This window comes from Pseudomonas turukhanskensis, from assembly GCF_027922365.1.
GTDB lineage: Bacteria > Pseudomonadota > Gammaproteobacteria > Pseudomonadales > Pseudomonadaceae > Aquipseudomonas > Aquipseudomonas turukhanskensis.
In genome coordinates this window covers 264,878-288,238 of sequence record NZ_BSFN01000001.1, presented here as the reverse complement: position 1 = coordinate 288,238, position 23,361 = coordinate 264,878, and the positions used below count along the sequence as shown (strand labels likewise).

Here is a 23,361-nt window from a genome sequence, read left to right as displayed (position 1 = left end):
AGGCTGTGCTCCGCGCACCGAGCGATGGCGTGGCTAACGCATTGGTGCGCATAGCACACCCTACGCAAAGCAAGAGCGCAGCAGCCCCATGATGGCCTTTCATCCAATTGTCACAATTGAGTCATAGAGTCTTCACACGGCCTACAGATACTTGGCCCCGTTTCCAACACACCCCTATCCTGCTAGGAGCAAGGCATGAAACTTAAGCGTTTGATGGCGGCCCTGACTTTTGTCGCCGCTGGCGTCGCCACCGCAAGCGCGGTTGCCGCTGTTGACCCGTCGATCCCGGCCTATAACAAGACCACCGGCGTATCCGGCAACCTGTCCAGCGTTGGTTCCGACACCCTGGCCAACCTCATGACTCTGTGGGCTGAGGAATACAAGCGTCTGTACCCGAACGTCAACATCCAGATCCAGGCCGCCGGCTCCTCCACCGCGCCACCCGCTCTGACCGAAGGCACCGCTAACCTGGGCCCGATGAGCCGCAAGATGAAGGACGTTGAGCTGCAAGCGTTCGAATCCAAATATGGCTACAAGCCGACCGCCGTTCCGGTAGCCGTCGACGCCCTGGCCGTATTCGTACACAAAGACAACCCGATCAAAGGCCTGACCATGGCCCAGGTTGACGCCATCTTCTCCGCTACCCGCCTGTGCGGTGGTTCGAAAGACATCAAGACCTGGGGCGACCTGGGCCTGACCGGCGATCTGGCCAACAAGCCAGTCCAACTCTTCGGCCGTAACTCGGTTTCCGGCACCTACGGCTACTTCAAAGAAGAAGCCCTGTGCAAAGGCGACTTCAAGGCTAACGTGAACGAGCAACCAGGTTCGGCTTCGGTTGTGCAGTCGATCAGCTCCTCGGTCAACGGCATCGGCTACTCGGGTATCGGTTACAAAACCGCCAGCGTTCGCACCGTGGCCCTGGCCAAGAAGGAGGGCGGCGAGTTCGTCGAAGACAACGAGCAGAACGCCCTGAACGGTTCCTACCCGCTGTCGCGCTTCCTGTTCGTGTACGTGAACAAGGCGCCGAACAAGCCTCTGGCTCCGCTGGAAGCTGAATTCGTGAAATTGGTTCTGTCCCAGCAAGGTCAGCAAGTGGTCGTAAAAGACGGCTACATTCCTCTCCCGGCCAAAGTGGCTGAGAAAGCGCTGAAAGACCTGGGTCTGTAAGACTCATCGAGGCGGCACATGCCGCCTCGATGTAAACACAAGCCTGGTTGGGTGATCCTCGGCCAGGTCTATCGCAAGCCCGCTATCAATGCTGTCATTGATCGGCGGGTTTTTTGCGTCACTGCTTTGTCATGTTTCTGTCATACAGAGCCGCTAGGGTGTGCGCATGAACGATCTGGCAAATTCCCCCATGACTGCGAATTCCTCCTCCGGACGCATTGATTTCAATACGCCCGAGCTGCAACGCAAGCGCCGTATCCGCGCGCTTAAAGACCATTTGGCGCGCTGGTACGTAATGATCGGCGGCCTTTCCGTGCTTGGCGCCATCACGCTGATCTTCTTTTATCTGGGTTATGTGGTGTTCCCGTTGTTCCAGGGCGCCGAGCTGACCGAAAAGAAAGTTCAAAGCCCCGCCTGGCTGCAACAAGACGCCGGCAAACCCCTGCTGCTGGCCATCGAAGAGCAGAACCAGGTGGCCATGCGCGTTTCCGATAAAGGTGAGGTGATTTTCTTCGCCACCAAGTCGGGCGATGAAATCAAACGTGTCGCCCTGCCGCTGCCCGCCGGCGCCACCGTGGCGTCTATCGGCCAGGCGCAAGCCGGCAACAACCTGGTGGTGCTGGGCCTGTCCAACGGTTCGGCGCTGGTGTTCAAACACAGCTACATCGTCACCTACCCGGACAACCACAAAACCATCACCCCGGGCCTCGAATACCCCTACGGCGAAGCGCCGCTGGTGATCGACCCGCAGGGCCGAGCGCTCGAACACGTGAGCCTCAGCGCCACGGATGAAACCATGTTGCTGGGGGCTTCGAGTGGCAGCGAACTGCTGATGCTGTCGCTGACCAGCGAAGAAAACATGATGACCGGCGAAACCACGCTGACGCAGGATCGCATCGCCCTGCCGCAGATCGCCGAGCCGATCAAAGCGCTGTATATCGACCCGCGCCAACAGTGGCTGTACGTGCTCAATGGCCGCGCCCAGGCTGACGTGTTCAACCTGCGCGACCGTACCCTTAACGGCCGCTACAAACTGCTCGAAGACGCAGATGCCGAAGTGACCGCCAGCACTCAGCTGCTGGGCGGCATCTCGCTGATGATCGGTAACTCCAAAGGTGGCATCAGCCAGTGGTTTATGGCCCGCGACCCGGATGGTTCGTCGCGCTTCAAACATATCCGCGACTTCCAGCAAGGCGATTCGCCCATCGTGCAGATCAACCCGGAAGAGCGTCGCAAAGGCTTCGTCGCCCTGGACGCTGCCGGTGAGCTGGGTATTTACCACAGCACCGCCGAGCGCACCTTGCTGGTGGAAAAAATCGTCGACGGCAAAGGTGCCCTGGCCCTCTCGCCACGGGCCAACCGGCTGGTGGTTGAAGCCGGCACCGAGCTGCACCCGCTGTCCCTGAAAAACCCGCACCCGGAAGTGTCCTTTAGCGCGCTGTGGGGCAAGGTCTGGTACGAAAGCTACGACGAGCCGAAATACATCTGGCAGTCCACCGCCGCCAACACCGAGTTCGAGCCCAAGCTGAGCCTGGCACCGCTGACCTTCGGCACCTTGAAGGCCGCGTTCTATGCCATGCTGCTGGCCGCGCCGCTGGCCGTTGCGGCCGCCATCTACACCGCCTACTTCATGGCACCGCGCATGCGCCGCAAAGTGAAGCCGGTGATCGAGCTGATGGAAGCGCTGCCCACGGTCATTCTCGGCTTCTTCGCCGGCCTGTTCCTGGCGCCCTATGTTGAGGGCCACCTGCCGGGCATCTTCAGCCTGCTGATTCTGACGCCGCTGGGCATTCTGCTCGCCGGTTGGGGCTGGAGCCGCCTGCCGGATTCCATCCGCCTGCGCGTGCCGGAAGGCTGGGAATCGCTGACCCTGATCCCGGTGATCCTGATCGTTGGCACCTTTGCCCTGGGCATGAGCCCGTACATGGAAAACTGGTTCTTCGGCGGCGACATGCGCCTGTGGATTTCCCATGACCTGGGCATTACCTACGACCAGCGCAACGCCCTGATCGTCGGCCTGGCGATGGGTTTTGCGGTGATCCCGAACATCTTCTCTATCGCTGAAGACGCCGTGTTCAGCGTGCCGCGCAGCCTGACCCTGGGCTCGCTGGCGCTCGGTGCCACCACCTGGCAGACCATGACCCGCGTGGTGATCCTGACCGCCAGCCCCGGCATCTTCTCCGCGCTGATGATCGGCATGGGCCGCGCGGTCGGTGAAACCATGATCGTGCTGATGGCCACCGGCAACACCCCGGTCATGGAAATGAACCTGTTCGAAGGCCTGCGCACCCTGGCGGCCAACGTCGCGGTGGAAATGCCCGAATCGGAAGTCGGCGGCAGCCACTACCGCGTGCTGTTCCTCTCGGCACTGGTACTGCTGCTGTTCACCTTCATCATGAACACCTTGGCCGAACTGATTCGTCAGCGTCTGCGCAAGAAATACGCAGCGCTCTAAAGGATGAATGCCGTGAAGAAGAATTCTCTCAACGCCTGGTTCAAAAGCGGTTCGCCGGGCATCTGGATGAGCGGCGGCGCGGTGTCCATCGCCGTGATCATGACCATCGGCCTGCTGCTGGTCATCGCCGTCCGAGGCCTGGGCCACTTCTGGCCGGCCGACCTGCTGCAAGCCACCTATGCCATTCCGGGGCAAGCCAGCCACGTGGTGGTGGGTGAAGTGGTGCAGGCCGAAGAAGTGCCGCTGGCGCGCTTGAAGGGCGCTGGCTTGCCGGTGCCGGACAACGGCCCGGAGTTTATGACCCGTGAGCTGCTCAAGGTCGGTAACCGCGATATCTACGGCGCCGATTTCACCTGGCTGGTCGGTGACTGGCTGGTGGATCAGAAGAAACCCGTGGAGCTGATGACCCTGGTCCGCCGCGAGTGGGGCAACTTCTACGGCACGCTGGTCAGCGTCAAGGAAAGCGGCAAGGTAATCGCCGAGGGCGAGGCCGGCTGGCCGACCCTGCAAGAGCGCATCGTGCGCGTCGAAGACCTGGCCAAGCAGCTGTCCAAGCTGGAAAAGAAAGACATCGGTGCGATCAACCATGGCCTGGAACGCCTGCGCCTGAAAACCCGCAAGCTGGAACTGGAAAAGACCCTGACCGCCGAAGCGCAAGCCGACATCGACGCCGAGCGCGCCGAGCTGGATGCCAAGTACAAAGGCCTGGAAAGCCAACTGCTGGAACTGCACCACGCCGTGGACCGCGACAGCATCGTGGTGCGCGAAGCCGACGGCAAAGAGATCGAAATCAGCCTGGGCAAGATCGTTCACGCCTACCAGCCCAACGGCATGAGCGTCTTCACCAAGCTGCGCATGTATTTCGCCAACCTGTGGGAATTCCTGAGCGACGACCCGCGTGAAGCCAACACCGAAGGCGGTATCTTCCCGGCCATTTTCGGCACCGTGATGATGACCCTGATCATGGCCATGATCGTCACCCCGTTCGGCGTGCTGGCTGCCGTGTACCTGCGCGAATATGCCAAGCAGGGCCCGCTGACCCGCGTGATCCGCATTGCGGTGAACAACCTGGCCGGCGTTCCGGCGATTGTATACGGCGTGTTCGGCCTGGGCTTCTTTGTGTACGTATTGGGCGGCTCCCTCGACCGTCTGTTCTTCGCTGAAGCATTGCCTGCTCCTACCTTCGGTACGCCGGGCCTGATGTGGGCCTCGCTGACCCTGGCGATTCTGGCCGTGCCGGTGGTAATTGTGGCTACCGAGGAAGGCCTGGCGCGTATTCCGCGTGCCGTGCGCGAAGGCTCGCTGGCCCTCGGCGCGACCAAGGCTGAAACCCTGTGGAAAGTGGTATTGCCGATGGCCAGCCCGGCCATGATGACCGGCATGATCCTCGCCGTGGCCCGCGCCGCCGGTGAAGTGGCGCCGCTGATGCTGGTGGGTGTGGTGAAACTGGCGCCGTCGCTGCCGGTGGACGGCAACTACCCGTACCTGCACCTGGACCAGAAGATCATGCACCTGGGCTTCCACATCTACGACGTGGGCTTCCAGAGCCCCAACGTGGAAGCGGCCCGCCCATTGGTATACGCCACCGCCTTGTTGCTGGTGATGGTGATTGCCGGTTTGAACCTGTCGGCGGTGGCCATTCGTAACCACCTGCGCGAGAAGTACAAGGCGCTGGATCATTAAGTACAAACACCGTCGTTCCCGCGTAGGCGGGAACCCAGAAGGGGTTGGACAACGCATGCGCCTAACCGAATCTGGATCCCAGCCTGCGCTGGGATGACGGAGTAAAGCATTACAGAACTTACGCTGCCCCCCGGTCAGCCAAACGTAAATTACGCATCGAGGTTTCTCCATGCAGCACGAATCCCAGCCACACGGCATCAACATTTCTGCCCTTGGCCGTGAAAAACAGAACCTGAGCCTGGCCAACGAGCCGGTGACGCTGGAAGTTCCTGGCCTGAGCCTGTTCTACGGCGAAAAGCAGGCGCTGTTTGACGTCAAGATGAACATCCCCAAGCAGCGCGTGACCGCCTTCATCGGCCCGTCCGGCTGCGGCAAGTCGACCTTGCTGCGCTGCTTCAACCGCATGAACGACCTGGTGGACGGCTGCCGCGTCGAAGGTGAAATCAACCTCGACGGCACCAACATCTACCGCAAAGGCGAAGACGTGGCCGAACTGCGTCGTCGCGTCGGCATGGTGTTCCAAAAGCCCAACCCGTTCCCTAAAAGCATCTACGAGAACGTGGCCTACGGCCTGCGCATTCAAGGCATCAACCAGAAGCGCGTACTCGACGAAGCCGTTGAGCAATCGTTGCGCGGCGCGGCCCTGTGGGACGAGGTGAAAGACCGTCTGCACGAGTCGGCCCTGGGCATGTCCGGTGGTCAGCAACAGCGTCTGGTCATTGCCCGCACCATCGCCGTACAGCCCGAAGTGCTGCTGCTGGACGAACCGTGCTCGGCCCTGGACCCGATCTCCACCCTGAAAGTGGAAGAGCTGATCTATGAGCTGAAATCCAAGTTCACCATCGTCATCGTGACCCACAACATGCAACAGGCCGCGCGCGTCTCCGACTACACCGCGTTCATGTACATGGGCAAGCTGATCGAGTTTGGTGATACCGATACGCTGTTTACCAACCCAGCCAAAAAACAAACCGAAGACTACATCACCGGTCGCTACGGCTAGCCTCCTGGCTATGCCAGAGCGCGCCGGGCGGCGTTAGCGGGACTTGCCGTACGGGTTGTACTGTCTGCGTCCTGCTGCCTTGCCCGACACGCTCTGGCAAAGGCCAGGAAACCGAGAAGTGCCAACACCAAATTTAGCTTCCAAGGGCTAGAACATGATCAACAAAGACAGCCTCACCCACCATATTTCTGCCCAGTTCAACGCTGAGCTGGAAGAGGTGCGCAGCCACCTGCTGGCCATGGGCGGCCTGGTGGAAAAACAAGTCAACGACGCCGTTACCGCGCTGATCGACGCCGACTCCGGTCTGGCCCAGCAGGTGCGTGAGATCGACGACCAGATCAACCAGATGGAGCGCAACATCGACGAAGAATGCATCCGCATTCTGGCCCGTCGGCAGCCTGCCGCCTCCGACCTGCGTTTGATCATCAGCATCTCCAAATCGGTGATCGACCTGGAGCGCATCGGCGACGAAGCCACCAAGATCGCCAAGCGCGCCATCGAGCTGTGCGAAAACGGTGAATCGCCGCGCGGCTATGTGGAAGTGCGTCATATCGGCGATCAGGTACGCAAGATGGTTCAGGAGTCCCTGGACGCCTTCGCTCGCTTTGACGCTGACCTGGCCCTGTCGGTGGCCAAGTACGACAAGACCATCGACCGCGAATACAAAACCGCGCTGCGTGAACTGGTCACTTACATGATGGAAGACCCGCGCTCCATCACCCGCGTGCTGAGCATCATCTGGGTACTGCGCTCGCTGGAACGCATCGGCGACCACGCGCGCAATATTGCCGAGCTGGTGATTTACCTCGTGCGCGGCACCGACGTAAAACACTTGGGTCTGGCCCGTATGGAAGAAGAAGTAAAAGGCACTGCCGACAAGGGTTAATCGATAACCGGGTAGGGCGAATATCCGCAAGGCGGATATCCGCCGATACACCGTCCCATACGGCGGATATCGCCAAGGCGATATTCGCCCTACGCCGCTCCACGAACGTCCCGACACTCGCCCGGCCTTGTCCGGGCGTTGTCGTTTTTGTGCGTTAGCGTCGGCTTCGCGCACGTGGTTTGGCTATTCGCCGGCAGGCGAGGCTATGCTTATGCCATTACTGAAGGGGTGGTCGATGAGCAAAATCAGTGTGCTGGTGGTGGATGACGCGCCGTTTATCCGTGATCTGGTGAAGAAGGGCCTGCGCAACGCGTTCCCCGGCATCCAGATCGAAGACGCGGTGAACGGCCGCAAAGCCCAGCAAATACTGGGTCGACAGGCGTTCGACCTGATTCTGTGTGACTGGGAAATGCCCGAGCTGTCGGGCCTGGAGCTGCTGAGCTGGTGCCGCGAGCAACCGACCCTGCAAGCCGTGCCCTTTATCATGGTCACCAGCCGTGGCGACAAAGACAACGTGGTGCAGGCCATTCAGGCCGGCGTCTCGGACTTTATCGGCAAGCCCTTTACCAACGAGCAACTGGTTACCAAGGTCAAAAAAGCCCTGCACAAAGCCGGCAAGCTGGAAGCCCTGATGGGCAGTGCGCCGAAAACCGCGTCCTCGCCCTTTGGCAACGACTCGCTGTCGGCCCTCACTGGCGGCAAGGCTGAAGTGGTCAAACCCAAAGCGCCCGCCCCTGCCGCCACCGGTTCTGCCGCTGCCCTGCTGGGTGGCGCGGCCAAGCCTGCGGCGGCGCCAGCGCCTCCCTCCGGTCGTGGCCAGGGCCAACTGCGCCTGGCCAGCGGTAACCTCGCCTGCGTGATCAAAGCCCTGAGCCTGAAAGAGGCGGCGCTGTTGGTGAAGCGTCTGGACACCCTGCCGCAAGTGCTGGAAAGCGCCGTGCTCGATCTGGAGCAAGGCGATGGCGGCGAAGTGGCGCGCCTCAATGGCTATCTGCATTCGATAGCGGCGTTCGAGCCCAAGCCTGATACCGAATGGTTGCAGCTGGTCTTCCGCTTCGTCGACCGCGACCCGCAGAAGCTCGACTACCTGTCGCGCCTGATTGCCCGTGGCTCTGCGCAAAAGCACTTCGTTCCCGGTGCCTAACGCTATCCCCTTGTAGGAGCCAGCTTGCTGGCGAACCCTGGAAAAGTCATGGCCGGTGTGCCCGATTCGCCAGCAAGCTGGCTGCTACAGTTGTGATTGGCCGACCAGCGGCGCGTGCTTGTTCACATCACAACAGCCGCTGTCTCGCCTGACGCCCACGGCGCTGCTAGTCTTGCCCGTTCAGGAACCCATTAGAACGATGCCGTTATGCTAGGGCGCATTATCCTTCTCTGTGGTCTGCTGCTGGCCGGTGCCAATCCGGCGCTGGCGTTGACCATCTACAAATACACCGACGCCAATGGCGTAGTGACCTACACCGACAAAGCCGCGCCCGGTGCGCAGGTGTTCGTGTTCCGCGACCGTATGGTCGAGCGCCTGGACACCCAGGTAAAACTGGAAACCAAAAAACACGACGCCGGCGAAACCCTGCTGGTGCGCAACGACCTGTACGCGCCGGTGGAAGTGGAGCTGAGCCTCAACAACGCGGTGAACGTATCCGGCATGCCGGACAAACCCATTCACTGGGTGCTGCCCCCGCGCAGCACGATCCGCCTGGCCACCCTGGCCCCACGTGACGCCAGCCAGCCCATGCGCTACAAGCCGAAACTGCGCACGGCCCTGGGCGATCCGCGCCTGCAACCCATCGTCTACGACTACCCGCTGCCGTGGGTCGGTGGCCCGTTCCGACAAAGCCAGGGCGCCAATGGCAAATACAGCCACTTCACGCCCAAAGGCCGCTACGCCATCGACATCGCCATGCCCGAAGGCACGCCCATCGTTTCGGCCCGCGCCGGCACCGTGGTGAAAATCGAAAACGGCCAGAGCGGGCGCGGCAACAACCCCTCGGGCAACTTTGTACGGGTGCTGCACGACGACGGCACCATGGGCGTTTACCTGCATTTGATGCGCGGCTCTGTGCTGGTCGGCGAGGGGCAACGCATAGATCTGGGCACGCCGCTGGCACGCTCGGGCAACACCGGCAACAGCAGTGGCCCGCACCTGCACTTCGTTATTCAGCGCAATATGGGTCTGGCGCTGGAGTCGATTCCCTTCGATTTTGTGCAACCGGTCGACACCTTGCCCAATTTTGCCGTGGGCGGTGAGTGAGCAGGCCTGCTAGCCTGTGTGGCATCACGACTAATATCGTCAAGGACTGACCTACCGGCTAAGGGTGAGCAATGCGGCTGCGCTTTCACGTCATGACCCTGTTGCTGTGCTGGCTTGCGGCCTTTGGCTGCCAAGCGGCACTGGTGCAACTGCAAGATGAAATGGAGCCCCTGCGCCTGGGCCCGCAGCTTGAGTATTTACTGCCACAACAACCCCTGCAATTTGTCGACGCCCAGCGCTCGCGCGGCTGGCAACTGGTCAATGCCGACTCGCTAAACCTCGGTCATCAGGAACAGGCGGTGTGGGTGCGCGTGCACCTGCTCAATATCGCCAACATCAACGACTGGCTGCTGGTGGCGGACTGGCCGATCCTCGACCGTGCCGACGTGCGCCTGTACTACCCCGAAAGCCGAAGCTGGGGCGCCATGCAATCGGCTGGCGACCACCTGCCCTTCAGCACCTGGCCACGGGCCGAACGGCAGCTGGTGTTTCCGCTGAGCCTGGAAAAAGCCGAAGAGGCCTGGGTGTACATGCGCGTCAGCAGCAAGGAAAACCTGGTGCTGCCCCTGGAGCTGTTCAGCGATGAGCAATTCCAGGCCCAGGAAAAAAGCATGCGCATGCTGCTGGGCATGTTCTTCGGCGCCATGCTCGCCATCCTGCTCTACAACGCCAGCCTCTACCTGTTCACCCGGCACCGCAGCTACGTCTGGTACACCCTCTATCTGCTCGGGGTGATCATTTACGAACTGAGCATTTCCGGCATCGGCCCGCTTTACGTCTGGCCGGACCTGGGCACCCCGGCGCGACAGATCTACGCGTTGTCGGCGATCTGGAGCTTCTTTGCTGCCGCCATGTTTATCCGCGCCTTTCTGCGCCTGCCGCGTTACGGCGGCTGGCCGCTGTGGACCAACAATCTCTTGGCCCTTTACTGGTTGGCGGCGTTGGTGCTGGTGCTGGCCGAGCCTGACTGGGTGTACTGGATCGGGGTCAATCAGGTGGCACTGGCCTCCTGCATTCTGGCGCTGGTGGTGGCGGTGTCGGCCTGGCGCCGCGGCAATGCGTCGGCGCCGATGTTTATCCTGGCCTGGAGCGTTTTGATCGTGTGCACCTTCGTGCACGTGGCGGCGCTGGAAGGGCTGCTGCCAATCAACCAGATCACCCTGCGCGCACAGACCTTGGGCTTTTTCGTCGAATTCATTCTGCTGTCCGTGGCCCTGGCCGACCGCCTGAACCGCGAGCGCGCGCAGCGGGTAGCGGCCCAGCACAGCTTGCTTGAAGCCCGCGAGCAGGCACTGGCCACCCAGCAGCAAATGCTTGAGGTGCAGCGGCGCACCAACGAAGAACTGGAACACCGGGTACAGGAACGTACGTCTGCGCTGCAACGCACCAAGCTGGATCTGGAGCAAGCCAACACCGAGCTCACCCGCATCAGCCATACCGATGCCCTGACCCAGTTGGCCAACCGGCGTTATTGCGACCAGCAACTGGCGCACCTGAACGACCCGGCTCTGGCGGTGCTGATGATTGATATCGACCACTTCAAGCGCATCAATGACACCTATGGGCATCCGTTTGGCGACACCTGCATCAGTGCGGTGGCGCAGGTCTTGAAGCAGGCGACCCGGCGCAGTGCCGACCTGGCGGCGCGCTATGGCGGTGAGGAGTTTGTGGTGTTGCTTCGCGACAGCAATCCCAAGGATGCCTTTGAGTTGGCTGAGCAGGTGAGGCAGGCGGTGGCGGGGATTACGCTGGATGCTGACGGCGTGCAGGTGCGGCTTACGGTGAGCATTGGGGTGGCGTGTAATTCGGCGGAGCATGTGCTGGATGTGCAGGCGCTGTTGAGTGCGGCGGATCGGGCGTTGTATGTGGCTAAGCAGGGGGGGAGGAATCAGGTGCAGGGGGTTCAGGCGTTGCCTGCTTGAGGACTCGGTTTGCTCGGATCTGGTGGAGGTATTCATTACCGCGTGTGCGGCGTTTTTGTTTCGCGCCTTACGCGCGAGGCTTTTGTAGGGTGTGCTCCGCGCACCTTTCTTTCTTCTGGTTGGCGGTGATTTTCTTCGTTATCGCGTGCGCTGAACGTTTTATTTCGCGCCTTACGCGCGACTGACTTTTGGCATTGCCCCAAAAGTCAGCAAAAGGTCTAGCCCCCACCTTGGGTTTTCACTGCGTGAAAACTTCCCTCGTTACATCGCCGCTCCAGGGGCACGCCACGACGGGCCGTCCCTGGCCCATCGTGCCTCTCGCGGCATCCATGCCGCTCAACCCCCTACGCGACGATTCCACTCGGCCTGCGCTCAAGGGGCGGGTAGATCAAGATCAAGATCAAAAGTAGATCAAAAGCCCCTCACCCCAGCCCTCTCCCGCAAGCGGGAGAGGGGGCAAATCAAATGCGGTAGCCGCCATACGTCACCCCTCGCCCGCGTGCGGGAGAGGGGGCGGGGGTGAGGGGCCGTTGATCTGGCTTGTGATCTACCGCTTGTGATCTACCCGCCCCTTGAGCGCCCGGCCGAGTGGAGTCGTTGCGTAAGGGGTCGTAGCGGCCGGGAGCCGCGAAGAGGGATGGGGCCATGGATGGCCCTCAGCCCGGCCCCTGGAGCGACGACGCAGCGAGGGAACCCGAAGCGCAGCGTAGGGCCCAGGTAGGGGCAAGATTTTTTGGTTTCTTTTTCATCGATTGGAAAAAGAAACTCGCGCGTAAGGCGCGAAACAAAACGTTCAACACACGCGGTAATGCAGAAAAACAACAGTCGCCTGATAAACCGCAAGGTGCGCGGTGCACACCCTATATAAAGCCTCCCTGTAACCAAAGCGCACTGAAACCAAGCACCCCGCCTACCAAAGGTGCACCACCCCCCTTCGCCCATCCCTCCAACCACCCACCCCAAAACACCAACCCCTTGAAACCGTGAGGTTTTCAACGCCTGGCACCGACCTTGCTATATCCCTTCCCGAACGGGATGAGTTTTTCGCGTCGGCACCGCCGTCACAAAGCCACTCATGACGCTTGGCACACAGGAGCTGTAACCAGAGGCGAACTAGGGTTCCGGTCCACCGAGGTGGACGCTGGTCCGAGAGTTTTCCGGCCCTAAGGAAGAGGGCTACACGGCGGGAGAAAAGCCCGGGAGACGTGATGTCATCCCGTGCCTGTTTCCTTAACGTGTAGGAGTGTTGCCATGACCACGCCGTTGTCTTGCTTCAAGCTTCCTTCGTTGCGCAAAAGCCTGCTCGGGGCTTGCCTGGCCGCTGCTGCCAGCCTCTTGCCCATCGCCTCCCAAGCCGCTGAAACCCTGAAAATCGGTACCGTTGTCTGGGCCGGTTACGCGCCGTTCTATGTCGCCGACAAACTCGACCTGTACAAACCCCACGGCCTGAAAGTGGAACTGCAGTTTTTCAACGACCCGGCCTTGATCCCGACCGCTATGGTCGGCGGCGCGCTGGATGGCGGCATGCTCACTTACGACCAAGTGGTCGGCGGCGTGGCCAAGGGCCTCAAGCACAAGGTGGTCATGCCCATCGACTTCTCCAACGGCGGCGATGCCATCGTGGCGGACAAGGCCATCACCTCGGTCAAAGACTTTAAGGGCAAGAAGGTCGGCTACAACCCGCTTTCGCCCTCTGACTTCTTGCTGGCCTATGCCCTCAAGTCCAACGGCATGACTGAAAAAGACATCAGCCCGGTCAACATGACCCCGGAAAGCATTCCAGGCGCCATGGCCTCTGGCAGCCTGCCGGTGGGCGTGACCTACGAACCGAACGTGTCGCAGATTCTCGGCATGCCGGGCGACAAGTTTCACGTGGTGTATTCCTCCAAAGATGCCCCGGGCCTGATCACCGACGTTTTGGTGTTTGACGAAAAAGTCATCGCCAAACGCAAAGTCGCAATCAACGCGCTGATGCAGGGTTACGTCGATGGCCTGGCGTATATCAAAAGCCACCCGGCCGAAGCGGCTGAAATCATCGGCAAGGTGCTGGGCGTAAGCGCCAAGGAAGCCACTGAGCAAATGAGCGGTGTGTACAACATTCCGCTGGCGGAAATGAGCAAGAACTTCGAGAAATCCGACGCCACCAGCTCGTTCTTCGGTAGCGGCGCGGTGATCGGCACCCTGCTCAAAGACAACGGCCAGATCCCGACCATTCCGAATTTCGCCACCACGTTTGACGCGTCCTTCGTCGAAGCCCTGGCCAAGTAAGGCCGGCACACGACATCACGTTGCCGGTGCGCACACCGCCGTAGGGTGTGCTGTGCGCACCACAGGCAACGCCGATTAAACAGGAGCCATCATGTCGACCCAGATTTTCCGTTACGCCGACGGCAAGCTGCCTAACTCGCTGGCGTTCGCCTATGTCTTCGCCACGTTCATCGGCGGTTTTGCGCTGCTGTTCAACACCCACTGGGCACTGAACCTGCTCGGCACCCTATTGCTTGGCCACGCGATGATCATCGCGGCTTACCTGATTCACGAATTCGCCCACGGCACCATTTTCGCCAAGCCCAAACACAATGAGTGGGCGGGGGAGTTCTGTAGCTGGCTGTGTGGCAGTTGCTACGCCGGCTTCCAATACCTGCGCAAAAAACATATGCGCCATCACGTCGACCGCGCGGATGTGATCACCTTCGACACCAAGGCCTTTATGAAGGCCTGCCCGGTGTGGTTGCGCAAGGTCATCCTGGCGCTGGAGTGGGCCTATATCCCGGCCATCGAGCTGGTGATGCATTACTACGTGGTGGTGTTGCCCTTTATCACTCACGACGAAAAGCATCGCGCCAACCGCAAGAAGGTGCTGCTTACCCTGGCCATTCGCTCGGCGCTGTTTGCCGTGCTCGCGGCTGTATCGTTCAAGGCGCTGGTGTTGTATTGCCTGGCCTGGATGCTGATGCTCACCGTGCTGCGTTTTGCCGATGCTTATCAGCACACCTACGACGCCTTTGCCGTGCTCGAAGACGGCGGCGCCATTCCCAATGACAAGGTGCGTGACCGCGTTTATGAGCAGCACAACACCTACAGCAACGTGGTGTCGGCGCGCTGGCCGGTGCTCAATCTGTTGCTGCTGAATTTCTCCTACCACAACGCCCACCACGAGAGACCGGTGGCGCCCTGGTACCGCCTGCCGGCCTTGCACCGCGAGTTGTATGGCAGCGATTACGCCCAGGTGCTGCCGATGCACTTGCTGCTCAAAAGCTTTCACGAACACCGCCTGCGTCGGGTGATGGACGACCACTACGGCGAAGTGGCCGCGCCTGAGCAGCAACGGCGTGCCGATGGTTTCTACGGCGCGGTCGGCGTGTCGTTTCTGACGGCGGTATAGGCGATGAACCTCGATTACAGCGGCAAGACCGTGCTGCTCACCGGTGCCGCCAGCGGCATCGGTAAAGGCCTGGCGCGTGCCTTTGCTGAACAAGGCGCACGCCTGGAATTGCTCGACCGCAACGGCGAGGCGCTCGCGGCGGTGGCCGAGGCGTTGCACAACCTCACGGCGGTGACGATTAGCACCCTGGATCTGGGCGACAGCGCCGCCGTCGCAGCCTTTGCCGCCGGCCGCGAAGGCCGCCCAATCGATGTGTTGATCAACAACGCCGGCGTCGAATACGCCACGCCATTGAGCGACACCGGCAGCGCTGCCGATGCCCACTGGCAGGCGCTGCTGGATAACAACGTGGCCTCAATGCTGCGCTTGACCCGCGCGCTGCAAGGCCAGCTCAAGGCCGGCAGCAGCGTGATCAATCAGGCCTCGATCTGGGGCCTTAAAGGCGTGCCGGGTTTTAGCGCCTACGTGGCAAGCAAACATGCCGTAATCGGCCTGACCCGTTCGCTGGCCTGGGAGCTTGGCCCTCGGCGTATCCGCGTCAATGCGGTGTGCCCCGGCTGGATCGGCACCGAGGCGGCCATGCGTTCGCTCAAGGTCATGGCCGATACCAACGGCCGTAGCGAAGCCGATGAGCTGGCGATAATCCTCGCCGCCCAGGCCGTGCCGGAATTGCTGACGCCCGCCGACCTGGCCGGCACCTTTCTGTTTCTCGGGAGCGCTCTGGCGCTGCCGCTGACCGGGCAGGCGCTGTCGGTCAGCCATGGTGAGGTGATGCACTGATGAGCGACTTACCCCTCAGCGGCCAGGTGGCGCTGGTCACCGGCGCTGCCACCGGTATCGGCCGCGCCACCGTGTTGGCCCTGGCCGCGGCCGGCGCCAAGGTGTGGATCAATCATTTCGGTCAGGCGCAGGCCGCCACCGGGTTGGTCGCGCGCATTACGGCGGCCGGTGGCTGGGCGCGGGCGGTGGAAGCGGATGTCAGTTCTGCCGCGCACGTGGAGGCCATGTTTGAAGAGATTTTTGCCGTCGGCGCCCTGGATATTCTGGTGAACAACGCCGGCATCATTCTGGAAAAACCCTTTCTGGAAACCAGCGAAGACGACTGGGCCACGCTGCTGGGCGTCGACCTCAGCGCCGTGTACCGCTGCTGCCGCCATGCGCTGGGCCATATGCAGCCGCGCGGCTCGGGCAGCATCGTCAATATCGCCTCGGAACTGGGCCACCTGGGCCGCGAGAAATACGCCGCGTATTGCACCGCCAAAGCCGGCGTGATCGGCCTGACCAAATCCCTGGCCCGCGAATTCGCCCCAGCCATCCGTATCAACGGCGTGGCCCCGGGCCCGGTGGACACGCCGATGGTGAGCGCAGAAAACATGAGCGCCGAGATGATCGCCAAGGAGGTGGCCATTCCTATGGGCCGCCTTGGCCGCCCGGAAGAAATTGCCGCTGCCGTGCTGTTTCTGGTGTCGCCGCAGGCGAGTTTTTTCCAGGGGCAGATGCTTGGCGCCAACGGCGGGGCGTGGATGGGATGAACAGCCTGCTCAAACCGGAAAGCATTCTGTTGTTTGCCGCCGTGCTCTGGGGCCTGGGCTGGATGCCGCTGCACCATTTTGCCGATCAGGGCCTGAGCGGTATGCCGGTGGTACTCGCCACCTATGGGTTGTTGTGTGGGCTGGCCATTCCGGTGCTTGTCTGGCAGCGCAGGGCGTGGTGGTCGCAACGCTGGGGCTTGCTAGCGATTGGCGTGCTGGGCGGGTTCGGCACCGGTGGGCTGGTCGGTGCGCTGTCCGAAGGCGACGTGGTGAGAGTGATGTTGCTGTTTTACCTGGCGCCGGTCTGGGGCCTGCTCGGCGGCTGGCTGGCGCTGGGCGAAAAGCTCAGCGCGGAGCGGTTGTTGGCGCTGGGCCTGGCCATGCTGGGCATTGCCCTGACGCTGGGGCTTAGCCGCGACACCTTCAAACCGCTGACCGCTGCCGACTGGCTGGCGCTGGTCGCCGGGTTTGCCTTTGCCATGAACAACCTGGTCACCCGCGCCGCCGACCAGGTGCCGCTGGCGAGCAAGTCGGTGGTGGCGTTTCTCGGCAGCGCGGCGGTGGGCGCGGTGTTCTGCTGGCTGCAAGCCACGCCGTTGCCGCCGATGTCGCCGACGTTGTGGGGGCAGGTCTTGCTGTTCGGCATTTTCTGGCTGGTGGCCATGGCCACCGCTCAATACGGCTTCAGCCATGTCGAGATCGGTCGCGCTTCCGTGCTGGTGGTGATGGAGCTGGTGGTGGCGGTGCTCACCAGCGCCTGGTTTGGCGATCGGGAACTGGGCTTGCGTGAATGGTGTGGCGGCGCGCTGGTCACCCTGGCAGCGGTACTCGCTGCCCGGCCGCCACGGGTTAACAGTCAACAGTCTTGTGAGGCGTCTCTATGACAAGCGTACGCATGGACCAGCTCAGCTGGGTGGAATACGCGCGCCAGGTGCGCGAACTGTCGCCGGTCGTCTTTTTGCCCTGTGGCGCCACCGAGCAACACGGCCCGCACTTGCCGCTGGGCACCGATGCGCTGCTGGCCAGTGCGCTGTGTGAAGACGTGGCGGCCAAGGTCGGCGGGCTGGTGGCGCCGGCGCTGTCCTACGGCTACAAATCCCAGCCCAAGTGCGGCGGCGGCAATCATTTCTGCGGCACCACCAGCCTCGATGGGCAAACCCTGATCGCCCTGGTGCGCGACGCCGTGCGCGAGTTCGCCCGCCATGGCGTTACCCGCCTGGTGCTGGTGGACGGGCACTACGAAAATCAGTGGTTTGTCACCGAAGGCATCGAGCTGGCCATGCGCGAGCTGGGCAAGGACAGCAAACTTGAAGTGATGCGCCTTGAGCACTGGGACTTCTGCACGGAAGAAACCCTGGCAGCGGTGTTCCCCAACGGCTTCCCCGGTTTCGCCCTAGAGCACGCGGCGGTGATCGAAACTTCGCTGATGCTGCATTACCTGCCCAAGCTGGTGCGTATCGACCTGATTCCGGATGAACCGCCGGCCGACTTCCCGCCCTACGACATGTACCCCAGTCGCACCGAGTGGGTGCCGGCCTCTGGTGTGCTGTCATCGGCCAAGGGCTCGACGCCGGAAAAGGGCGCGCGCATGGCCGCCGACATCACCCAGGGCATCGCCCAGGCGGTGCGCAAGGAATTCAAGCTGTGAGCACCGCCCTGATCGTCATCGATATGCAGCGCGACTTCTGCGCGCCGGGCGGCTACGCCGATCAGGCCGGGCTGGATATCAGCTTGCTGCGTGCGCCGATTCCGGCCATCCAGGACCTGCTGGCCTGCGCCCGCGCCCAGGGCCTGCTGGTGCTGCATACCCGCGAAGGGCATCGGCCGGATTTAACCGATTTGCCCGAGCCCAAGCGGTTACGTGCGCACAATGCCGGCGCGCCGATTGGCCACCCGGGGCCGCTGGGGCGTTTGCTGGTGCGGGGTGAATTTGGCCACGACCTGATCGACGAACTGCAACCGCTGCCGGGCGAGCCGGTGATCGACAAGCCCGGCTACAGCGCCTTTGCCAGCACGGACCTGGACCTGCTGCTGCGCAACCGCGGCATTGACCACCTGGTGATCACCGGCGTTACCACCGAAGTGTGTGTGTCGTCCACGCTGCGCAGCGCGGTGGATCTGGGTTACGCCTGCACGCTGGTCAGCGATGCCTGTGGCTCGGCCTACCCTGAACTGCACGCTGCCGCGTTGGCCATGGTCGATGTGGAAGGTGGCTTGTTTGGCCGGGTATGCGACAGTCAGCGCCTGATCGCGGAGCTGGAGCAGCGGGTATGACGCAGGTAAAAAAACTCTGGCCGTTGCTCACCGCCACCCATCGCTACGACAAGACCATCTCCACCTATAACCGTGGCCATGGCGTGCAGATCGAGGCGCCGATTCTGGCCTACCTGATCGAGACCAGCCACGGCCGCATTCTGTACGACGTCGGTTGCGACTACGCCAAGATCAACGACCCGGTTCAGCGTGCGCGCTGGTACGACCCGGTGGAATTTCCCATGGGCGCGCCGCAGATGAGCGAAGACCAACGCCTGCCCGCACACTTCGCCCGCCTGGGGCTGACGCCCGCCGATATTGACCTGGTGTTTCTCGGCCACCTGCACTTCGACCATGCCGGCGGCTTGTGCGAAGTGTGCGGCGCCGAGGTGCATGTGCACGGCGCCGAATTGGAGGCAGCGAAAGCCAAGGCCGACGACGCCTATTTCGCCGATGACTTTGCCGGCGACTACCGCTGGAAAATCCAGACCGACGAATACGACCTGGTGCCGGGCGTGCGCGCCATCAACACGCCTGGGCATACCGCCGGGCATATGTCGCTGCTGATCGAGCTGCCGCAGGGCCGGCCGGTGATTCTGGCGGGTGATGCGGCCGACCTGACCGAGAACATTGACGACGAAATCGCCCCCGGCACCCTGTGGCAGGCGCGCGAAGACCTGGCGGTTGCCAGTATCCGCAAGCTCAAGGCGCTGGCCAGGGAGACTGACGGCGAGCTGTGGCCTAATCACGACATGGCGTTCTGGCGCGGGCTCAAACAGTTTCCGGAGTTTCATTCATGAGTGGTTCGCCGCTTACCTCAAGCCCGGTGCCTGAGCGTTACCTGGGCGTGTGGCAGCGCACGCTGCTGACCACCACGGGCGGCGTGCGTGACAGCAGCACCCAGGTGTACTGGACGCAGACCGCGCGGCTGTTCGCTGACCTGCGTATTCCGCAACCGGCACCGCAGAGCGTGCGCGAACTGGCAACCCAGGCGGGTTTTGCCGGTGTCACCGAAATCACCGAGCCGGCCGGTAGCGCCGAGCTGTGCCAATGGCACCGCGCCTTCGATGTGCAGCCGCCTCGGGTCAGCAAAGACATCGGCACCATGCGGTTCGAGCATTCCGAGTGCGTATTCGAAGACGGCCTGGATGGCAGCTACCACGAGGTATGGGAGCGCCTGCCGGACTCCATCGGGCGTAACTGGGGTCAATGGCTGGTGGCCGCCGATGGCCGCCAGGGCTGTCTGCTGCTGGCCGGCGACTACTTTGTGTTTGCTGCCAGTCGGCACAAACCGCTACCGCCCGCCGGCTCCCTGCTGGCGCTGTTGGAGCAGGGCGTCTGTCAGGTGCATCTGTTGGAGTGTGAGCTGTCCTTTGGTCGCCATCACCACGGCAAGCAGCCGTGGCAGATCGAGCTGTCGACCATTCCCGAACGGATCGGCCAGGCTCTGTTGCCCGCCACCATCGACCCCGACCACGCCGAGCAGCTATGCGCCGTCGATACCCTGGCGCAGCTGGGCCATGTGTTGCCCATCGGCGGCTGGCGGCGGCGTGCGAATCCTATTTTTCCCCCTGCTGAGGAGGCCTTGTCATGAGCGCCCATCAACCCTTGCCCGAACCGCAAGCGGCGACGCAACCTGCCCGCCAGAGCTGGTGGGTGATCCGTGGCGAGCTCTCGCGCGGCGCCATCTGGGGCTTGGCCGCCGCTGGCCTGATTCTGCCGTTGCTGGTCTGGTGGGCTTACACCGCTGCGGGCCTGGCCAACCCGATGTTTATGCCGGGGCCCGATGCGGTGCTGGCACGGGTAGGCCGCTGGTGGAGCGATGAAGGCCTGCTGGCCGATATCGGCATCAGCGTGTACCGGGTGATGACCGGCTTTCTGCTCTCGGCGCTGTTTGCCCTGCCGCTGGGCCTGTATATCGGCACCTACCGCCCGGTGCAGGCCTTTCTCGAACCGCTCACCGACTTTATTCGCTATATGCCGGCGGTGGCCTTTATCCCGCTGGTGATGCTGTGGGTGGGCATTGATGAAAGCTCCAAGGTGCTGATCATCTTTATCGGCACCTTTTTCCAGATGGTGTTGATGGTGGCCGAAGACGTACGTCGGGTGCCGATGGCGCAGATCGAAGCGGCGCAGACCATGGGTGCCAGCCGCAGCGAGATCGTCAAGCTGGTGATACTGCCCTCGGCGCGCCCGGCGCTGCTCGACACCCTGCGTATCACCTGTGGCTGGGCCTGGACCTACCTGGTGGTGGCCGAACTGGTGGCCGCCAACTCGGGCCTTGGGTACGCCATTCTCAAAGCCCAGCGCTATATGCAAACCGACAAGATCTTCGCCGGCATCATTCTGATCGGCGTTATCGGCCTGCTCACCGACCAGGCGTTCCGCTGGCTCGGCCGTGCAGCCTTTCCCTGGTTGAAGAGGTAATGACGATGGCAGTGGAGAACAGCAGCGGCGCCAAGATCCGTATCCGCCAGGTCAGCAAGGTGTTCAAAACCCGCAACCGCGAGGTGCAGGCGCTGCAGGACATCAACCTGGATATCCAGCGCAACGAATTCATCACCTTCGTCGGCGCCTCGGGCTGCGGCAAGTCCACCCTGCTGCGCAGCATCGGCGGGCTGGAGCAGCACAGCCGGGGGGAAATTCTGCTCGATGGCCGCGCCGTAACCGGCCCCGGCATCGACCGCGCCATGGTGTTTCAGCACTACAGCCTGTATCCGTGGCTGAACGTGATGCAAAACATCAAGTTCTGCCGCCAGCTCAAGGTGGTGTCCGACACGGTGAAAACCGACGGCGATATCGAAGTGGCCAGCGGCCGCGCCGATGCGCTGCTCAACCTGATGGGCTTGTCGGCGTTCCACCAGGCCTACCCCAATCAGCTCTCCGGCGGCATGCAGCAGCGGGTGGCGATTGCCCGCGCGCTGATGCCCAAGCCGGAAATTCTGCTGATGGACGAACCCTTCGGCGCCCTGGATGCGCAAACCCGCGAAGTGATGCACGACCTGATCCGCCACGTGCACCGCCTGGAAAAGAGCACCATCCTGTTTGTGACCCACGACGTGGAAGAAGCGATTTACCTCGGTGGCCGCGTGGTGCTGATGGCGCCACGCCCCGGGCGCATCGACACCATCTACGACGTACCGCTGCCAGCCGAGCGCAATCAAGACATGAAACTGTCAGCTGAATTTCTTACCTTGAAGCGCGAGATTCTGGCGCGGATCCGTGAAACCTCGGGCATGAGTACCGATTTGGAACTCCTCGAGCAATTGACCCGGACCCAGCCGGCGGCGTTGTAGGGCGAATACACCAACGGCATGTCCGCCGTTTCGGCGTTGGTGAATCGGCGGCTACCCGCGTGGCGGGTATTCGTCCTACGCGGCGGGCGACGAGAGGCGCAACTAACCTGCAACCGTCAGGTCTCATTTCAGCACGGCGTGGAACTTGCTTTTCCAAACCGGTGCAGCGTCACCCCCTTCTAATAAAAATCGATCAATACCCCCCTTGTTGCGTGGCGTTCTGCCGAGAATAATCGCCGCCGTCGAGTGACCGACTGCGGCTGTGTGAATGTGAGGGACAACGTGGAAAGCGAATTCTCGATTACGCCCTATATGGGTATTACCGTGATGATTCCGGCCTTGCTGCTGGTGGCCGCCTGGCTGAATTACAGCGCTTCGCGCGGCGCGGCGCAGCTGTGGCTGCTGGTTGTGGCGCTCGCCTATGGTGCAGTCATGGTCAGCAAAGTGGCGTTCAAGGGCTGGGGCCATGGCCTGGAAACCCTGAATATTGCCGTGTTCAGCGGCCACGCCATGAACGCCTGTCTGGTACTGCCGGTATTTTTCAGCTTGCTGGTGCGGCAATGGCGCCCCTGGTTGCGCTGGCCGGTCGCGCTGGCGGCGCTGGTATGGGGTTGGTATTTCGCCATCACCATCGTTGCGCCTACCGTGCACCCGGTTTCCGAAGCCATTGCCGGTGCGTTGATCGGCAGCCTGGGTTCGCTCACCTTTCTGGCCCTGGCCGAACGCGTCGACATCCGTCCGCTTCCGGGCCGCGCCATGGCCATGGGCTTTACCGTGATCGCCGTGTGCGCCAGCTTCCCCAAATACACCGCCGAGGGCGTACTCAACCACTTCGCCATCATCCTCTCGGGTGCCGAAGAGCCCTATATCAAGCCGCACTGGCATCAGTCGCCGACGGCCCAGTCCTCGCGTTGATGGGCTCGCGCGCTCTGCTGGCGGCAGCGGCGGTTATCGCCCTGCCGGTCGGCGCGTATATCTGGGCCAAAGCTGAGCATTACCCGGTCGAAGCGGTGGACCGCGCACAGGCGTTTATCACCCTGCTGGAAGCCGGTCAGTTGGACAAGGCGCAGGACCTGGCGCTGCGTAACGAATACGTGGGTCGCACACCGGCTGAATTTGCCGCGTTGATGCAACGCCAGCTCTGCACCGTCGACCGCGTGGAATGGACCGCCCCGCCGCAAACCAACGGTAACCGCCTGCGCCGCTGGTGGAACGACGCGCCGGTGGAGATGCCCGAGGTCGACGTGGAGTTCGAAGGCGCCTGCCTGCTCAAGGTCAGCCTGCGTTACGGCGACGACGGCCAGTGGCGGGTATTCAATATGCAGCGCCACGCCGGCTAAGCTCCACCCCGGCTCAGCCCCACCCCAGTTTTTACCTAACCCACGACGACAAAAAACCTAATTTCGCTCTGGCCTGGGTGTGGACAGAATGCTGGCATAGGTCGTGGGCGTGGCAAAAAGCGCCCTCACCCCAACCCTCTCCCGGAGGGAGAGGGGGCCGACCGGGAATGATTGCCGAACTCCGCTCC

The 23,361-nt window shown here is 62.2% G+C and carries 21 protein-coding genes and 1 riboswitch; all 21 genes read left to right on the top strand.

Annotated features, from left to right (window positions below; translation table 11 throughout):
- Positions 1-195: 195 nt before the first annotated feature.
- Positions 196-1,167, top strand: coding sequence for a phosphate ABC transporter substrate-binding protein PstS family protein (locus tag PKE98_RS01295; protein ID WP_271193410.1), 972 nt, complete (start codon positions 196-198; stop codon positions 1,165-1,167).
- 166 nt (positions 1,168-1,333) lie between these two features.
- Positions 1,334-3,622, top strand: coding sequence for an ABC transporter permease subunit (locus PKE98_RS01290; RefSeq protein WP_271193409.1), 2,289 nt, complete (start codon positions 1,334-1,336; stop codon positions 3,620-3,622).
- A 3-nt stretch (positions 3,623-3,625) separates the two neighbouring features.
- A complete protein-coding gene (gene pstA / locus PKE98_RS01285; protein ID WP_271193408.1) occupies positions 3,626-5,305 on the top strand; it encodes a phosphate ABC transporter permease PstA in 1,680 nt (559 codons plus the stop codon).
- Between the two features lie 169 nt (positions 5,306-5,474).
- Positions 5,475-6,308 carry a phosphate ABC transporter ATP-binding protein PstB gene (gene pstB, locus PKE98_RS01280; RefSeq protein WP_271193407.1) on the top strand — a complete coding sequence of 278 codons (834 nt, stop codon included), beginning with the start codon at positions 5,475-5,477 and terminating at the stop codon, positions 6,306-6,308.
- A 154-nt stretch (positions 6,309-6,462) separates the two neighbouring features.
- A complete protein-coding gene (gene phoU / locus PKE98_RS01275) occupies positions 6,463-7,194 on the top strand; it encodes a phosphate signaling complex protein PhoU (protein WP_271193406.1) in 732 nt (243 codons plus the stop codon).
- Between the two features lie 235 nt (positions 7,195-7,429).
- A complete protein-coding gene (locus PKE98_RS01270; RefSeq protein WP_271193405.1) occupies positions 7,430-8,338 on the top strand; it encodes a response regulator in 909 nt (302 codons plus the stop codon).
- A 207-nt stretch (positions 8,339-8,545) separates the two neighbouring features.
- Positions 8,546-9,445: a peptidoglycan DD-metalloendopeptidase family protein gene (locus tag PKE98_RS01265; RefSeq protein WP_271193404.1), complete on the top strand. Its 900-nt coding sequence runs from the start codon at positions 8,546-8,548 to the stop codon at positions 9,443-9,445.
- Positions 9,446-9,516: 71 nt separating this feature from the next.
- Positions 9,517-11,367 carry a diguanylate cyclase gene (locus tag PKE98_RS01260; RefSeq protein WP_271193403.1) on the top strand — a complete coding sequence of 617 codons (1,851 nt, stop codon included), beginning with the start codon at positions 9,517-9,519 and terminating at the stop codon, positions 11,365-11,367.
- A 1,102-nt stretch (positions 11,368-12,469) separates the two neighbouring features.
- Positions 12,470-12,572, top strand: a riboswitch (guanidine-I (ykkC/yxkD leader).
- Between the two features lie 46 nt (positions 12,573-12,618).
- Positions 12,619-13,635 (top strand): ABC transporter substrate-binding protein, encoded by a 1,017-nt coding sequence (locus PKE98_RS01255; RefSeq protein WP_271193402.1) that lies wholly within the window; start codon positions 12,619-12,621, stop codon positions 13,633-13,635.
- A gap of 91 nt (positions 13,636-13,726) precedes the next feature.
- The gene (locus PKE98_RS01250) at positions 13,727-14,752 is read left to right on the top strand and encodes a fatty acid desaturase family protein (protein ID WP_271193401.1); all 1,026 of its coding nucleotides are present in this window, start codon (positions 13,727-13,729) and stop codon (positions 14,750-14,752) included.
- A gap of 3 nt (positions 14,753-14,755) precedes the next feature.
- Positions 14,756-15,532: an SDR family NAD(P)-dependent oxidoreductase gene (locus PKE98_RS01245; protein WP_271193400.1), complete on the top strand. Its 777-nt coding sequence runs from the start codon at positions 14,756-14,758 to the stop codon at positions 15,530-15,532.
- Positions 15,532-16,284: an SDR family NAD(P)-dependent oxidoreductase gene (locus PKE98_RS01240; RefSeq protein ID WP_271193399.1), complete on the top strand. Its 753-nt coding sequence runs from the start codon at positions 15,532-15,534 to the stop codon at positions 16,282-16,284. The genes PKE98_RS01245 and PKE98_RS01240 overlap by 1 nt, the downstream gene beginning before the upstream one ends.
- A complete protein-coding gene (locus PKE98_RS01235) occupies positions 16,281-17,168 on the top strand; it encodes a DMT family transporter (RefSeq protein ID WP_271193398.1) in 888 nt (295 codons plus the stop codon). The genes PKE98_RS01240 and PKE98_RS01235 overlap by 4 nt, the downstream gene beginning before the upstream one ends.
- Entirely contained in the window at positions 17,165-17,932 is a 768-nt protein-coding gene (locus PKE98_RS01230) for a creatininase (RefSeq protein ID WP_271193397.1), read from the top strand. Before PKE98_RS01235 ends, PKE98_RS01230 begins: the two co-directional genes overlap by 4 nt.
- Complete coding sequence (locus tag PKE98_RS01225) at positions 17,920-18,558, top strand: cysteine hydrolase family protein (RefSeq protein ID WP_271193934.1); 639 nt, start codon at positions 17,920-17,922, stop codon at positions 18,556-18,558. The genes PKE98_RS01230 and PKE98_RS01225 overlap by 13 nt, the downstream gene beginning before the upstream one ends.
- Positions 18,555-19,337 carry an N-acyl homoserine lactonase family protein gene (locus tag PKE98_RS01220; RefSeq protein ID WP_271193396.1) on the top strand — a complete coding sequence of 261 codons (783 nt, stop codon included), beginning with the start codon at positions 18,555-18,557 and terminating at the stop codon, positions 19,335-19,337. The genes PKE98_RS01225 and PKE98_RS01220 overlap by 4 nt, the downstream gene beginning before the upstream one ends.
- Entirely contained in the window at positions 19,334-20,131 is a 798-nt protein-coding gene (locus tag PKE98_RS01215) for a hypothetical protein (RefSeq protein ID WP_271193395.1), read from the top strand. Before PKE98_RS01220 ends, PKE98_RS01215 begins: the two co-directional genes overlap by 4 nt.
- Positions 20,128-20,964: an ABC transporter permease gene (locus PKE98_RS01210; protein WP_271193394.1), complete on the top strand. Its 837-nt coding sequence runs from the start codon at positions 20,128-20,130 to the stop codon at positions 20,962-20,964. Before PKE98_RS01215 ends, PKE98_RS01210 begins: the two co-directional genes overlap by 4 nt.
- Positions 20,964-21,833 carry an ABC transporter ATP-binding protein gene (locus PKE98_RS01205; protein WP_271193393.1) on the top strand — a complete coding sequence of 290 codons (870 nt, stop codon included), beginning with the start codon at positions 20,964-20,966 and terminating at the stop codon, positions 21,831-21,833. The genes PKE98_RS01210 and PKE98_RS01205 overlap by 1 nt, the downstream gene beginning before the upstream one ends.
- A gap of 282 nt (positions 21,834-22,115) precedes the next feature.
- Entirely contained in the window at positions 22,116-22,748 is a 633-nt protein-coding gene (locus PKE98_RS01200; protein ID WP_271193392.1) for a phosphatase PAP2 family protein, read from the top strand.
- Positions 22,748-23,173: a hypothetical protein gene (locus PKE98_RS01195; protein WP_271193391.1), complete on the top strand. Its 426-nt coding sequence runs from the start codon at positions 22,748-22,750 to the stop codon at positions 23,171-23,173. The genes PKE98_RS01200 and PKE98_RS01195 overlap by 1 nt, the downstream gene beginning before the upstream one ends.
- The last annotated feature ends 188 nt before the right edge of the window (positions 23,174-23,361 follow it).